Genomic DNA, 12723 nt, shown 5'->3' with positions numbered 1-12723 from the left:
CCATCACAGCGGCACCGCGCGGCGTCTGCACCGAAGGAGGCACGAATGACCAAGTTCACGATCGCGACCGTCCTTGCCCTCGCGGCCGTCCTGCCGGGCGTCGCCCTGGCCGATGGCGGCGGCGGCGGCCGGATGCCGGCGGGCGGTGCGCACATGAGCAGCTACGTCCACCATCCCTATCACGACCCGCGCTCGACCTACTGGCAGGGCCGCGGCACCGGTCAGATCCTCGGCTCGCCGATGAAGGCCGATCCGGCCGGCCGGCTGCAGGCTCCCGGGACCTCGAACTGGGCGGTCAATCCCGGCCGCCGCTGATGCGCGGCGGTCCCCACCCCGCGACCCGGTCCGGGCGGCCCCCGGGCCGGGCGCTCCGTTCGGACCGGCGGCTTCCACCTCCGGCCGATCCGGTGTAGGTTCTCCGCATGACCCTCGGCCAGCCCATCGACCGGCATCTGGCGCGCCTGCTCGCGGTCGCGATCGTGTTGATCGCGGCCGTTCTGGCGCCGTCTGCCGTGTGGGCGCATCAGGGTCACCTCCACGGCGCCGGTCACGGCCATCACGGAACCGTGCGGCAGGCCGTGCCGGCCGGTGCGGTCCAGTCCCACGCCGAACTGGCGCGGGTCGATGCCGCCGTCGTGTCGGCCGTGCTCCAGGCGCCGGCCGAGCCGGCGACCGAGCGGGCGGCCGCAACCTGCACCGGCCTGTGCTGCGGCGTCGCCTGCTGCGTCTCCGCCATCCTTCCGGCCGCGACGCTCGTTCCCCCGCCCGCTGCGGGGCGCCGCGTCGCCCGGCTCGCCGGCCCCCTCGCGCGTCCCGGCCTCGGTCCCGACGCCCTGCGCGAACCTCCCAGACCCGTCCTCGCCTGACCTCGGCGCGCCCCCTGGCGCGTGACGGACGGTGCCGGCGCGCGATGCCGGCGCCCGGTTGCCACTGGCCGCTGCCGCGGCGCGAGGAATCCTGTTCATGTCGATCCGACCCGCCGCTCTGGCCGGGCTGGCTGCCGCTCTCTGGGCGGGCGCCATCCTCGGGGCCGGCGCCGCCCTGGCGCACGAGGGGCACGACCACGGCGCCCCGGCGGCGCCCGTCTCCCGCACCGTCGCGCCGAGGGGCGAAGCCGCCTCGGCGGCGTTCGAGCTGGTGGCGGTCCTCCGCGCCGGCACCCTGACGCTGCACCTCGACCGCTTCGCCACCAATGTCCCGGTCACCGGCGCGACCGTCGAGGTCGAGACTCCGGAGGGCGCGCGGACCGCGACGCCCGCCGGCGACGGCGCCTACGCCATGCCGGCGCCCTGGCTCGCCGCGCCAGGCCATCACGACCTGATGGTGACGGTGGTCGCCGGCGACGAGGCCGACGTGCTGCCCCTCGGCCTCACGGTGCCTGAACCCGCCGCGGCCGAGCCGGCCGCCGAGGCCCGTCTCGCCGCCCTCGCGCACGCGGTGAAGAACCGTGTCGCCCTGCGCGATCCGGTGCCGGCGGCGGTCGGGGCCGGTGCCTTCGTGCTCGGCCTCGCGACGACCGCGCTCCTGCGCCGCCGGCGCCTCGGGGCGGCGCTGGCGGTGGCCGTCCTCGCCGTCACCCTGGTGCTCGGCTCCGCCGCCTTCGCGGGGGTCGCCGCGCACGAGGGGCACGACCACGGCGCCCAGGATGCCGCCAAGGCGGCGTTCGTGGCGCCGGCGGATGACGCCGGCCGGGACCTCGCCCAGCGCCTGCCCGACGGGACGGTGTTCGTGCCCAAGCCGACCCAGCGCCTGCTGGTGGTGCGCACCGCCATCACCGAATCCGCCACCTTCCGCCGCCGCCTCGAACTGCCCGGCCGGGTGATCCCCGACCCCAACGCCAGCGGCGTCGTGCAGTCGTCGGTCGGCGGGCGGTTGTCGCCGCCGGCCTCCGGCGTCTTTCCGCGCCTCGGCACCCGGGTGACCCGGGGCGAGGTGCTGGCCTTCGTCACCCCGCCGGTCCAGGCGGTCGACGCCTCCGACATGCGCCAGCGCCAGGGTGAGCTCGACCAGCAGATCGCCATCGTCCAGCGCCGGGTCGAGCGCTACCGCAAGCTCGCGCCCGGCGGCGCCGTGGCGCAGATCCAGCTCGACGACGCCGAGGCCGAACTCGCCGGCCTCAAGGACCGGCGGGCCGCCCTCGACGCCGCCCGGCTCCAGCCCGAGCCCCTGGTGGCGCCGGTCGACGGCGTGATCGCCCAGGCCGCTGCGGTGGCCGGCCAGATGGCCTCACCCGGCACGATGGTGTTCCAGATCGTCGATCCGACCCGGCTCTGGGTCGAGGCGCTGAGCTTCGATCCCTTGGCGGCGGCGCAGGACGCCACCGCCCGCCTCGCCGACGGGCGCAGCTTCGCCCTCACCTATCGCGGCTCCGGACTGGCCGACCGCAATCAGGCGGTGCCGGTGCAGTTCGCGGTCAAGGGCGACGCGTCCGGCCTGCGCATCGGCCAGTTCGTCACCGTGCTGGCCGCCACCGAGGGCGAGCAGGCCGGCCTCGCGGTGCCGCGGGCGAGCGTGCTGCGCGCCGCCAACGGCCAGGACGTGATCTACGAGCACGTCGCGGCCGAGCGCTTCGAGGCCCGCCCGGTGCGGGTCGAGCCCCTCGACGGCGAGCGGGTGCTGATCGCGGCCGGGATCGGCGCCGGGCGCCGGGTCGTGACCGAGGGCGCCGAACTCCTGCATCAGGTGCGGTGACGCGATGTTCGGCTTCCTCGTCGCGCAGTCGCTGCGCAACCGCCTCCTCGTCCTCGTCCTCGCCGGCGTGCTGGTGCTGGCCGGCGCCACCGCGATGACGCGCCTGCCGGTCGACGTCTTCCCCGACCTCAACCGGCCCACCGTGACGATCATGACCGAGTCCGAGGGCCTCGCGCCCTCCGAGGTCGAGCAGCTCGTCACTTACCCGATCGAGACCCGGATGAACGGCCTGCCCGGCGTCACCCGGGTCCGCTCCACCTCCGGCGTCGGCCTGTCGGTGATCTACGTCGAGTTCGACTGGGGTACCGACATCTACCGCAACCGCCAGCAGGTCGCCGAGCGGCTGAGCCTCGTCCAGAGTCAGTTGCCGGCCAACACCGTGCCGCAGATGGGGCCGGTCTCCTCGATCATGGGCCAGATCCTGATGGTCGCCGTGACGAGCGACACCGCCTCGCCGATGCAGGTGCGCGAGACCGCCGATTTCGTGATCCGGCCGCGCCTGCTCACGATTCCGGGCGTCGCGCAGGTGATCCCGATGGGCGGCGAGGTGCGCCAGTTCCGGGTCAGCCCGAACCCGGCGGCGATGCGGGCGCTCGGCGTCACCAACCTCGCCCTGGAGACGGCGCTGGCGCGGTTCGGCACCAATGCCGGCGGCGGCTTCACCGACCAGTACTCGCGCGAATACCTCATCCGCAACCTCGGCCGCACCACCAGCCTCGACGACCTCGGCAGCCTCGTGGTGGCGACCGTCGGCGAGGCGCCGGTGCTGCTGCGGCAGGTCGCCGAGGTGTCGTTCGCGCCCCGGGTCAAGCGCGGCGATTCCGGCTTCCAGGGCCGCCCGGCGGTGATCGTCTCGGTCGAGAAGCAGCCGGGCGTCGACACCGTCCGGCTCACCCGCAGCATCGAGGCGGCGCTCGCCGAACTCGCCCCCGCCCTGCCCTCCGGCATCCGCGCCGACCGGATCGTGTTCCGGCAGGCGGATTTCATCGAGACCTCGATCCGCAACGTCGAGACGGTGCTCGCCGAGGCGGTCGCCGTGGTGGCGGTGGTGCTGTTCTGCTTCCTGCTCAACTGGCGCACCACCGCGATCTCGCTCACCGCGATCCCGGTCTCGATCCTGACCACCGCCCTGATCTTCTCCCTCGCGGGCCTGTCGATCAACACGATGACGCTCGGCGGGCTCGCCATCGCGGTCGGCGAGCTCGTGGACGACGCGGTGGTCGACGTCGAGAACATCCACCGGCGCCTCGGCGAGAACCGGGCGGCGGGCAACCCGCGCTCGGTGTTCGAGGTGGTGGTCGCAGCCTCGAACGAGGTGCGGTCGGGCATCGTCTACGCCACGATGATCATCGTGCTGGTCTTCGTGCCGCTCTTCGCCCTGTCGGGCATCGAGGGCCGGCTGTTCGCGCCGCTCGGGCAGGCCTACATCATCTCGATCCTGGCGAGCCTCGTGGTGTCGATCACGCTGACGCCGGTCCTGGCCTCGTGGCTGCTGCCGGGCATGAAGAGCCTCGACCAGCACGACAGCCGGCTCGTCCGCGCGCTCAAGCGCGGCAACGCCGCCCTGCTGGCGGTGGCGTTCCGCCACCAGCGGCTCCTCGTCGCGGCGGTCGCCGGGGCGGTGCTGGCGGCGGGGCTCGCCGCCTGGAGCCTGCCGCGGGCCTTCCTGCCGCCGTTCAACGAGGGCTCTTTCACGGTCACGATGGCGTTCAACCCCGGCATCTCGCTCGCCGAGAGCAGCCGGGTCGGGCTGATCGCCGAGCGGCTGGTGGGAGAGATCCCGGAGGTCGAGGTCGTCGGCCGCCGCACCGGCCGGGCCGAGCTCGACGAGCACGCCGAGGGCGTCCATTCCTCGGACCTGGAGATCCGCCTCAGGCCCGGCGGCCGGCCGAAGGAGGCGCTGGTCGCCGACATCCGCAACCGCCTCGCGGTGCTGCCGGTCTCGGTCAATGTCGGCCAGCCGATTTCGCACCGCCTCGACCACATGCTGTCGGGGGTGCGGGCGGAGATCGCGGTCAAGATCTTCGGCGAGGACCTCGACGCGACCCGGCGCATCGCCGAGGATCTGCGCGCCCGCATGGCGGACATCCCCGGGCTCACCGACCTCCAGCTCGAGAAGCAGGTCCGCATCCCGCAGCTCGAGATCCGGGTCGACTACACCCGCGCCGCCCTCTACGGCGTGCAGCCGGCGGCGCTGGTCGACCAATTGAGCCGGCTGTCGAACGGCCGCGTCGTCTCGACGGTGGCCGACGGCCTGCGCCGCTTCGACGTGGTGCTGCGCCTGCCCGAGCGCCAGCGCACCACCGCCGGGCTCGGCGACCTCCTCGTCGAGACGCCGTCCGGCTGGGTGCCGGCGCGCCAGATCGCCGACATCCGCGAGACCGACGGGCCGAACCAGATCCTGCGCGAGAACACCCGGCGGCGCCTCGTGGTCCAGGCCAACACCGACGGCAGCAGCGACATGGCGAGCATCGTCGCGGCGATCCGCCGGGAGATCGCCGCCACCGCCCTGCCGACCGGCACCTTCGTGCAACTGGAGGGCAACTTCCAGGCGCAGGAGGAGGCGAGTCGCACCATCGCGCTCCTGTCGGTGCTGTCGCTCGGGATGATCTTCGCGATCCTCTACAGCCGCTACCGCTCCGCCGCCCTGGCGCTGATCGTGATGGGCAACGTGCCGCTGGCGCTGGTCGGCAGCGTCGCCGCCCTGCGGATCGCAGGCCAGCCGCTCTCGGTCGCCTCGATGATCGGCTTCATCACGCTGACCGGCATCGCGGCACGCAACGGCATCCTCAAGATCAGCCACATGCTCAACCTCGCGCTGTTCGAGGGCGTGCCGTTCGGGCGGGAGCTCGCCGTGCGGGGCAGCCTGGAGCGGCTGGTGCCGGTGCTGATGACCGCGCTCTCGGCCGGGGTCGCGCTGGTGCCGCTGCTGATCGACCCGGCGAGCCCGGGCAAGGAGATCCTGCACCCGGTCGCGGTGACGATCTTCGGCGGGCTCGTCAGCGCCACCCTGCTCGACGCGGTGCTGACCCCGGTGCTGTTCCTGCGCTTCGGCCGCAAGCCCCTGGAGCGCCTGCGGGCGCGCCGGGAGGCCGAGGCGCAGGCGGCGCGCACCCCCGCGGGGGCGACCCCCCACGAGGCGTTCTGAAGCTTTTTCCTACACAGGAGACATCGATGCCCACACGTCTTTCGGTTCTCGCCGTGCTGTCGCTGGTGGTGGCTCCGGCCCTCGCAGCCGGCGAGCACGGCCACGACCATGCCAAGGGTCCCAACGGAGGCACCATCGCCGATGCCGGGCGCTACCATCTCGAACTGGTCGCCCGCGGTCCGGCGATCGAGATCTTCGTCACCGGCGAGGACGCGGCCGCCCCGGTTCCGTCGGAGGGCTTCAAGGGCACGCTGATCGTGATCGTCGACGGCAAGCCCGCCCGCATCGCCCTCGCGCCGGCCGGGGCCAACCGCCTCGCCGGCACCGCCGCGGCGCCGTTGCCGGCCAAGCCGAAGGGCGCGGTGCAGCTCATTGGGCCGGACGGCGCCACCGCCAACGGCAAGTTCAACTGATGGCCCGGACGAGCCTCGCCGCCCTGGTCGCCGCATGCCTCGCCGCCGCGGCTCCCGCACTGGCGCAGCAGCACGGCGGCCACGCGCACCACGCAGCGCCCGCGCCGGGCGACAGCGACGCCACGCGGGCCTACCGTGCCGCCGCGGACGCGATGCACCGGGACATGACGGCGCCGTACACGAACGACGTTGACGTCGACTTCCTGCGCGGGATGATCCCGCACCACCGCGGCGCGATCGCCATGGCGAAGGTGGCTCTGGCCCACTCGAAGGACCCGGAGATCCGCCGGCTGGCCGAGGGCATCGTGCGGGCCCAGGAGGGGGAGATCGCCGAGATGGAAGCGCTGCTGAAACGGCACGGCGCCCGGTGACCGGATGGGGCCGCGTGGAACGCGGCCCCTGGTCTTCAGCGCCCGACGCTGCCGGTCGAGCCCGGGCCGGTGCCGGGCGACCCGCTGCCGGTCGGTCCGCGGCCGTTGGCCGAGGAGCCCGGCCCCATCGCGGCGCCGCTCGATCCTTGCGTGCCGACCGAACCCATGCTGCCGGGATTGTTGCCGCCGATGCCGTTGCCCGGCGGCTGGCTCGACATGCCCGAGCCGGTCGACGAGGACGGGGCGGCGCCCGAGCCGTTGTTGATGCCCTGCGCGAGGACCGGACCGGCGGCGCCGGCGATCATCGCGAGGGCGAGGCCGTAGGTGCGAATCGTCATGGGGTCACTCCGTCGGGCCGGCGCGCGGGGCGTGCCGGCGGTGGTGGGCAACGGAGCACCCGCGGGTGCGTTCCGTGCTCGACGCCCGCACCGCCGCCCCGAAAGAGTTCCCTGTTCGAGAATCAAAAAACCGCGGAACTCAGATCTGTTCTGACAGTTTTCAGTCCAACTTGCTGCAACGCTTCGTGGCATCCGCCCTAAGGGTGATCCGCAGCATCAGGACAAAACGGGAGTTCACCATGATCGGTTGGGCTATCACCTTCCTCGTCGTCGCCCTGGTCGCTGCCCTGCTGGGCTTCGGCGGCATCGCCGGCACCGCCATGGAGGCGGCCAAGATCGTGTTCTTCGTCGCGATCGTGCTGTTCGCCGTCTCGGCCATCTTCGGCCTGATGCGCGGCCGCTCGCCCCGGCTTTGACGTCCGGCCTCGAGTGGGGTTTGGTTCCAGGTGAAGTCCAATCCCCCATGAGGTCCGGTTCCCAGTGACGTCCGGTTCCAAGCCGCGTGCCTTCCGCCTGCCTCCCACGGAGGCGGGCACCCCGCCGGTCGCCGGCGACGAGACGGTTCCCCAGCCCGGCATCCGGGTGGTCGAGGAGCCCTTCGAGATCGTCGAGGCGGCCGACGGCACCGCGGTTCCGGTGGCACCCAAGGCCGGCCCTCCCTGGGCCGGCCTTCTTCTGTCGGCCCTGTCGGGCCTCGTGCTGCTTGGGATCGGCCTCGCCACCGAGCGGCTGATCGCCGACCTGTTCTTCGCCGCGCCCTGGCTCGGAGTCGTCGCGCTGGTCCTCGTCGGCCTCGCCGCCCTGGCGCTCGCCGCGATCGTCTGGCGCGAGGTCGCGGGCGTGCTGCGCGAGCGGCGCATCGAGACCATCCGGGCGAGCGCCGCCAACGCGCTGGCCTCCCGCGACCATACCGGCGCAAAGGCGGTGGTGCGCGCGCTTCTCGGCCTCTACGACGGCCGTCCCGGCATCGCCGCGGCGAAGGGCCGGCTCGACGCCCTCGACGACGCGATCCTCGACGTCGAGGACCGTCTCGGCATCGCCGAGCGCGAACTGCTCGCCCCCCTCGACCGCGACGCGAAGGCGCTGGTCGCCGAGGCCGCCAAGCAGGTCTCGGCCGTGACGGCGCTCAGCCCGAAGGCGATCGTCGATGTCGGCTTCGTGGTCTTCGCCGCCGCCCGTCTGCTGCGCCGGATCGCGGCGCTCTACGGCGGCCGTCCCGGCCTCCTCGGCTTCCTGCGCCTCGCCCGCGCGGCGGTGGCGCATCTCGCCGTCACCGGCGGCATGGCGGTCGGCGACGGGCTGATCCAGGGCGTGCTCGGCCACGGCCTCGCGGCGCGGCTGTCGGCCCGCCTCGGCGAGGGCGTCCTCAACGGCCTCATGACCGCCCGCTTCGGCCTCGCGGCGATCGCGGTCTGCCGCCCCCTGCCCTTCGCCGGCGAGCCGGCCCCGCGCCTCGGCGACGTGGCCGGGGAACTGCTGACGCGGGCCGAGAAGGACGAGTAGCCGCGGCTCCGGGACGGCGTCGGCCCCTACGCCAGCGGCAGCCCGACGTAGTTCTCCGCCAGCACCGTCTGCGCCGCCTGCGAGCCGCGGATATAGGCCAGTTCCGCCACCTGCATCCGGCGGGCGAACGGGTCCATGTCGGGGAAGCGGTGGGTGAGGCCGGTGAACCACCAGCTGAACCGCTCGGCCTTCCACACCCGGGCCAGCGCCCGGGCCGAGTAGCCGTCGAGACCGGCCGGGTCGCGGTCGCGGTAGTGCCGCACCAGGGCCTCGGCCAGGATCCGCACGTCGGAGACCGCGAGGTTCATGCCCTTGGCGCCCGTCGGCGGCACGATGTGGGCGGCGTCGCCGGCGAGGAACAGGGCGCCGTAGCGCATCGGCTCGGCGACGAAGCTGCGCAGGGGCGCGATGCTCTTCTCGAAGGACGGGCCGCGCACGAGGCCGGCGGCGGCCTGGGGCCCGAGCCGCAGGGCGAGCTCGTCCCAGAAGCGGTCGTCGGACCAGTCCTCGATCCGCTCGTCCAGCCCCACCTGGACGTAGTAGCGGCTGCGGCTCGGCGAGCGCATGCTGGCGAGTGCGAAGCCGCGCTCGTGGTTGGCGTAGATCAGCTCGTGGTTGACCGGCGGCACCTCGGCCAGGATGCCGAGCCAGCCGAACGGATAGACCCGCTCGAACACCTTCAGCACGTCGGCCGGGATCGCGCCGCGCCCGACGCCGTGGAAGCCGTCGCAGGCCGCCACGTAGTCGCAGGCTAGATGGTGGGCTTCGCCGTGGCGGACGTAGCGCACCGAGGGCGACGAGCCGGCGATGTCCTCCAGCACGAGGTCCTCGGCCTCGAACACGATGCGCACGCCGCGCTCCTCGGCGGCGTCGAACAGGTCGCGCATCACCTCCTGCTGGCCGTAGACCGTCACCGCCGAGCCGCCGGTGAGCGCCGCCATGTCGACCCGGAAGATCTCGCCGTCGTAGCCGATGTTGGTCCCGGTATGGACCAGCCCCTCGTCGCGCAGGCGGGCATCGAGGCCGAGTTCGGCCATCAGCGCGACGGTGCCCTGCTCCAGCACCCCCGCGCGGACCCGGCCCTCGACGTAGTCGCGGGTGCGCCGTTCCAGCACCACCGCGTCGATGCCGGCGCGGGCGAGGAGGTGGCCGAGGAAGAGGCCGGCCGGTCCGGCGCCGATGATCGCGACCTGCGTGCGCATGCGAGTTCCATCCCTGCGGGCCGCCATCGCGGGCGCGGCGGCTCATGCGGCGAGACTGCCCGCGCGAGAACCGGATGACGATGGACGCCGCGGCGAATAACTTGGATTCTCCGAACGCGCCGCCCCCGTCCGCGAGCCCGCCGCCGATGCCCGCCTCGCCCCCGCAAGCCCCTGCCGTGCCGCACTTCTTCCTCTACGGGGAGGCGCCGCGGGACGTCGACGACGGATTCCTGCACCTCGAAGCCTTGGACGATCGCAGCCGGCCGAACCGCTGGACGATCCGCCCGCACGTGCATTCCGGGCTGCATCAGCTCCTGCACATCCACACCGGCCGCGGCGCGATGCGGGCCGAGGCCGACACGCTCGATTTCGCCGCCCCCTGCCTGCTGACGGTGCCGGCGGGCACCGCCCACGGCTTCGGCTTCGCCGAGGCCACGGCAGGCTCGGTGCTGACCCTGTCCGACCGCTACCTGCGCGACCTCGGCCGGCGCGAGCCGGACCTCGCCGGCCTGTTCGCCCGGCCCTCGGCGATCCCGCTCGGCGACGGCGAGCCGTCGGTCGGCGACGCGGTGGCGGAGATCGCCCGCGAACTCGCCTGGGCGGCGCCGGGGCGGCGGGCGGCGGTCGAGGGCCACCTGCTGATCCTGCTGGTCGCCGGCCTGCGGGCGGCGCAGGGCGCCGGGGGCGCCGCGGTGCAGCCGGGCCCGCAGGCGCTGCTGGCGGCGCGGTTCCGCGAGCTGGTCGAGGCGCATCACCGCCGCGAGCGTCCGCTCGCCGACTACGCCCGCGACCTCGGGGTGACCGAGGCGCGCCTGCGCGCCGCCTGCCGGGCTGCGACCGGGGCGAGCCCGGCCCGGCTGATCCGCGACCGCCGTCTCGTCGAGGCCAAGCGCACCCTGCTCTATTCCGATCTCGGCATCGCCGAGGCGGCCTACGCCCTCGGCTTCAGCGACCCGGCCTATTTCTCGCGCTTCTTTGCCAAGGGCACCGGATCGTCGCCGCGGGAGTTCCGCGAGCGGCGCGGAGCGTAGCCCGGAAGGATCGCCCCGGCGTCCCGGCCGTTGGCGCTGTGCCAGCCGCGTTCAGGGAGAGGCACGATGACGACCGAGATCCGGGACCGGGGCCTGACCCGCCAGGGCTTCCTGCACGCCGCCCTCGCGGTGCCGGCCGCGCTGGCGACGGGCGCCGCGAGCGCCGGCGACAGCCCGCTCCGGCGCCCGATCCCGTCGAGCGGCGAGAGCCTGCCGGCGATCGGCCTCGGGACCTGGCGCGGCTTCGACGTCGGGTCCGGCGCGGCCGAGCGGGCGCCGCTGGCCGGGGTGGTCCGCACCCTGTTCGAGGGCGGCGGGCGGGTGATCGATTCCTCGCCGATGTACGGACGGGCCGAGGCGGTGACCGGCGACCTGCTCGCCGAGACCGGCAGCCGAGACCGGGCCTTCCTGGCGACCAAGGTCTGGACCCGCGGGCGCGAGGCCGGCCTGACCCAGATGCGCGAATCGCTGCGGCACTTCCGGACCGACCGCCTCGACCTGATCCAGGTCCACAACCTGCTCGACTGGCGCACCCACCTGCCGGTGCTGCGGGAGTGGAAGCAGGAGGGCCGCATCCGCTATCTCGGCATCTCGCACTACACCGAGAGCGCCTACGACGAGGTCGAGGCGGTGCTGCGGGCCGAGCGCCTCGACGTGCTCCAGATCAACTACGCCCTCGACGACCGCGCCGCCGAGGCGCGGCTGCTGCCGCTCGCGGCCGAGCGCGGCGTCGCGGTGCTGGTCAACCGGCCGTTCGGCGGCGGCGGGCTGCTCGGCCGGCTGCGCAACCGGCCGCTGCCCGACTACGCCGCGGCGCTCGGCTGCGCGAGCTGGGCCGAGATCCTGCTGAAGTTCGTGCTGAGCCATCCCGCCGTCACCTGCGCGATTCCCGGCACCGCCGACCCCGCCCACATGGCGGCGAATCTGCGCGCCGCCACCGGGCCGCTGCCGGACGCCGACCTGCGGCGGCGGATGACGGCCGGGTAGCGCCGACGCCGAAGTCCAAGCTCGGCCGCAGGCAAGCTGAGCCGCCGTCGAACGGAGAACCGCCGCGAACGTGCCAAGTCTTTCCGGGTTCCCCCGCCATATTGCCGCCGCCGTCGCGTTGTCATATCCCGGCACCAAACATCTTCGACAACGCAGCGGCGGAGCGATCTCTCCGGCCGCGAAAACGCCGGGGCAGCGCCCGGGCGGATCGTAGGGATCTGCATGAAGACGGCACTCATCGCGGCGCTCGGCGCGGGCGTTCTCTCCTTCCATGCTCCGGCCCGGGCCGAGATGCAGGGCTTCGACGGCACCTGGAATGTCCGGCTGGTGACCGAGTCGGGCCTGTGCGACAGCAGCTACAGCTACGCCCTGTCGATCCGCGACGGCGACGTGCGGCTGGCCGCCAGCGACGGCGGCGCCACCATCACCGGCCGCATCGGCCGCGACGGCAGCGTCGGCCTCAACGTCCGCAACGGCGCGGCCCAGGGCGCCGCCTCCGGCCGGCTCCAGGCCAATTCCGGCTCCGGCACCTGGACCGTGTCGTCCCTGTGCACCGGCCGCTGGGTCGCCCAGCGCCGCTCCGCCCGCGTCGCCCAGGCGGACTGACCGCGCTCGCCGCCGCCGGGCGACCCGGCGGCCTAAATAGAAACCGGCTCTATTTATCTATGTTTATAGGTGAATTTTTTGGGTCTCTGAATCCGGCAGGAGGGGCTCGGTGGCTTGCGCGCGTTCTCCTCGCCCCGCTTGCGGGGAGAGGGCTTCGTTGACCTTGCCGTCAACGAAGCGAGGCAGCAGCCGAAGGTGAGGGGGCGAGGCCGGATGTGGCTCCTCCGGAACCACCCCCTCACCCTCGCTCCGGCTTCGCCTGCGCTCGCTTCATCCCCGACAAGGGGGATGAAGCCCTCTCCCCGCCCGCGGGGAGAGGAGAGGGCCCGAGTTCATCATGACAGACATGGGCTCACCGAGGCGCCACCCCGTTTCATCCGCAAGGGACGGATAGGCCGGTGACGAACTCATACCAACGGCCCGAGATGCTGAC

13 protein-coding genes are annotated in these 12723 nt (G+C 73.5%); 11 read left to right on the top strand and 2 right to left on the bottom strand.

What is annotated here, in order from left to right; genetic code table 11:
• Window positions 1-45 precede the first annotated feature (45 nt).
• The 6 genes from EOE48_RS12235 to copM all read left to right on the top strand — a co-directional run bounded on the left by EOE48_RS12235 (window position 46) and on the right by copM (window position 6623).
• A complete protein-coding gene (locus tag EOE48_RS12235; RefSeq protein ID WP_127729323.1) occupies window positions 46-315 on the top strand; it encodes a hypothetical protein in 270 nt (89 codons plus the stop codon).
• A 107-nt stretch (window positions 316-422) separates the two neighbouring features.
• A complete protein-coding gene (locus EOE48_RS12230; RefSeq protein WP_127729321.1) occupies window positions 423-866 on the top strand; it encodes a hypothetical protein in 444 nt (147 codons plus the stop codon).
• Window positions 867-963: 97 nt separating this feature from the next.
• The gene (locus EOE48_RS12225; RefSeq protein ID WP_127729319.1) at window positions 964-2691 is read left to right on the top strand and encodes an efflux RND transporter periplasmic adaptor subunit; all 1728 of its coding nucleotides are present in this window, start codon (window positions 964-966) and stop codon (window positions 2689-2691) included.
• A gap of 4 nt (window positions 2692-2695) precedes the next feature.
• The gene (locus EOE48_RS12220; protein WP_127729317.1) at window positions 2696-5839 is read left to right on the top strand and encodes an efflux RND transporter permease subunit; all 3144 of its coding nucleotides are present in this window, start codon (window positions 2696-2698) and stop codon (window positions 5837-5839) included.
• Between the two features lie 26 nt (window positions 5840-5865).
• Window positions 5866-6252: a hypothetical protein gene (locus EOE48_RS12215; RefSeq protein ID WP_246154227.1), complete on the top strand. Its 387-nt coding sequence runs from the start codon at window positions 5866-5868 to the stop codon at window positions 6250-6252.
• Window positions 6252-6623 (top strand): CopM family metallochaperone, encoded by a 372-nt coding sequence (copM, locus tag EOE48_RS12210; protein WP_127729315.1) that lies wholly within the window; start codon window positions 6252-6254, stop codon window positions 6621-6623. The genes EOE48_RS12215 and copM overlap by 1 nt, the downstream gene beginning before the upstream one ends.
• A gap of 35 nt (window positions 6624-6658) precedes the next feature.
• Here the strand turns inward: copM and EOE48_RS12205 are convergent, their stop codons facing one another.
• Window positions 6659-6961, bottom strand: a complete 303-nt coding sequence (locus EOE48_RS12205; protein ID WP_127729313.1) for a hypothetical protein — start codon at window positions 6959-6961, stop codon at window positions 6659-6661.
• Window positions 6962-7200: 239 nt separating this feature from the next.
• On the opposite strand from EOE48_RS12205, the gene EOE48_RS12200 reads away from it, so the two are divergent.
• Complete coding sequence (locus EOE48_RS12200; protein WP_048448270.1) at window positions 7201-7377, top strand: DUF1328 domain-containing protein; 177 nt, start codon at window positions 7201-7203, stop codon at window positions 7375-7377.
• Between the two features lie 64 nt (window positions 7378-7441).
• The gene (locus EOE48_RS12195) at window positions 7442-8464 is read left to right on the top strand and encodes a YcjF family protein (protein WP_127729311.1); all 1023 of its coding nucleotides are present in this window, start codon (window positions 7442-7444) and stop codon (window positions 8462-8464) included.
• Window positions 8465-8490: 26 nt separating this feature from the next.
• Here the strand turns inward: EOE48_RS12195 and pobA are convergent, their stop codons facing one another.
• Window positions 8491-9666, bottom strand: a complete 1176-nt coding sequence (gene pobA / locus EOE48_RS12190) for a 4-hydroxybenzoate 3-monooxygenase (RefSeq protein ID WP_127729309.1) — start codon at window positions 9664-9666, stop codon at window positions 8491-8493.
• A gap of 146 nt (window positions 9667-9812) precedes the next feature.
• Here pobA and EOE48_RS12185 point away from each other — a divergent pair, with 146 nt between their 5' ends.
• The 3 genes from EOE48_RS12185 to EOE48_RS12175 all read left to right on the top strand — a co-directional run bounded on the left by EOE48_RS12185 (window position 9813) and on the right by EOE48_RS12175 (window position 12290).
• Window positions 9813-10697 carry a helix-turn-helix domain-containing protein gene (locus tag EOE48_RS12185; protein WP_127729307.1) on the top strand — a complete coding sequence of 295 codons (885 nt, stop codon included), beginning with the start codon at window positions 9813-9815 and terminating at the stop codon, window positions 10695-10697.
• A gap of 66 nt (window positions 10698-10763) precedes the next feature.
• Window positions 10764-11684 (top strand): aldo/keto reductase, encoded by a 921-nt coding sequence (locus tag EOE48_RS12180; RefSeq protein WP_127729305.1) that lies wholly within the window; start codon window positions 10764-10766, stop codon window positions 11682-11684.
• A gap of 222 nt (window positions 11685-11906) precedes the next feature.
• A complete protein-coding gene (locus tag EOE48_RS12175) occupies window positions 11907-12290 on the top strand; it encodes a hypothetical protein (RefSeq protein WP_127729303.1) in 384 nt (127 codons plus the stop codon).
• The last annotated feature ends 433 nt before the right edge of the window (window positions 12291-12723 follow it).

Source organism: Methylobacterium oryzihabitans, assembly GCF_004004555.2.
In the GTDB taxonomy this organism is placed as follows: domain Bacteria; phylum Pseudomonadota; class Alphaproteobacteria; order Rhizobiales; family Beijerinckiaceae; genus Methylobacterium; species Methylobacterium oryzihabitans.
This window is presented reverse-complemented; position numbering and strand designations above follow the sequence as displayed.

Excerpts from the sequence above, each read along its gene's own strand:
- EOE48_RS12235 (WP_127729323.1), top strand. The coding sequence starts at position 46 with ATGACCAAGTTCACGATCGCGACCGTCCTTGCCCTCGCGGCCGTCCTG.
- EOE48_RS12230 (WP_127729321.1), top strand. The coding sequence starts at position 423 with ATGACCCTCGGCCAGCCCATCGACCGGCATCTGGCGCGCCTGCTCGCG.
- EOE48_RS12225 (WP_127729319.1), top strand. The coding sequence starts at position 964 with ATGTCGATCCGACCCGCCGCTCTGGCCGGGCTGGCTGCCGCTCTCTGG.
- EOE48_RS12220 (WP_127729317.1), top strand. The coding sequence starts at position 2,696 with ATGTTCGGCTTCCTCGTCGCGCAGTCGCTGCGCAACCGCCTCCTCGTC.
- EOE48_RS12215 (WP_246154227.1), top strand. The coding sequence starts at position 5,866 with ATGCCCACACGTCTTTCGGTTCTCGCCGTGCTGTCGCTGGTGGTGGCT.
- copM (WP_127729315.1), top strand. The coding sequence starts at position 6,252 with ATGGCCCGGACGAGCCTCGCCGCCCTGGTCGCCGCATGCCTCGCCGCC.
- EOE48_RS12205 (WP_127729313.1), bottom strand. The coding sequence starts at position 6,961 with ATGACGATTCGCACCTACGGCCTCGCCCTCGCGATGATCGCCGGCGCC.
- EOE48_RS12200 (WP_048448270.1), top strand. The coding sequence starts at position 7,201 with ATGATCGGTTGGGCTATCACCTTCCTCGTCGTCGCCCTGGTCGCTGCC.
- pobA (WP_127729309.1), bottom strand. The coding sequence starts at position 9,666 with ATGCGCACGCAGGTCGCGATCATCGGCGCCGGACCGGCCGGCCTCTTC.
- EOE48_RS12185 (WP_127729307.1), top strand. The coding sequence starts at position 9,813 with ATGCCCGCCTCGCCCCCGCAAGCCCCTGCCGTGCCGCACTTCTTCCTC.
- EOE48_RS12180 (WP_127729305.1), top strand. The coding sequence starts at position 10,764 with ATGACGACCGAGATCCGGGACCGGGGCCTGACCCGCCAGGGCTTCCTG.
- EOE48_RS12175 (WP_127729303.1), top strand. The coding sequence starts at position 11,907 with ATGAAGACGGCACTCATCGCGGCGCTCGGCGCGGGCGTTCTCTCCTTC.